At 43.1% G+C, this 232-nt stretch carries 1 pseudogene; it reads right to left on the bottom strand.

Annotated elements, in window-relative coordinates:
• A pseudogene (locus LJE12_RS19915) lies at window positions 1–232 on the bottom strand (RNA-guided endonuclease TnpB family protein); the annotation flags it as partial.

The following is a 232-nucleotide window of genomic DNA, read 5'->3' as shown; positions in this document are numbered from 1 at the left end:
TTTTCACAGTCGAACAGCAGGCTGGCAAAATATTTTCCGGACGGTTCCCTGCTCATAGTCACTGATTTCAGCTTCCATCCCTCCGGTATTATACGGTGGAGCTTTATTTTTACTGGCTGCATCTTTGGCAGTTTCAGGAACCCGTCCTGCAGACAGATATTCCCATTTACCATATTTGTTGTATAGGATTTCCGCGAATGTTTTTTTGATTTATAATGCGGAAATCCCACTC

Origin of the sequence: Blautia sp. DFI.6.71 (assembly GCF_020593585.1) — a bacterium.
GTDB lineage: Bacteria > Bacillota > Clostridia > Lachnospirales > Lachnospiraceae > Blautia_A > Blautia_A wexlerae.
This window is presented reverse-complemented; position numbering and strand designations above follow the sequence as displayed.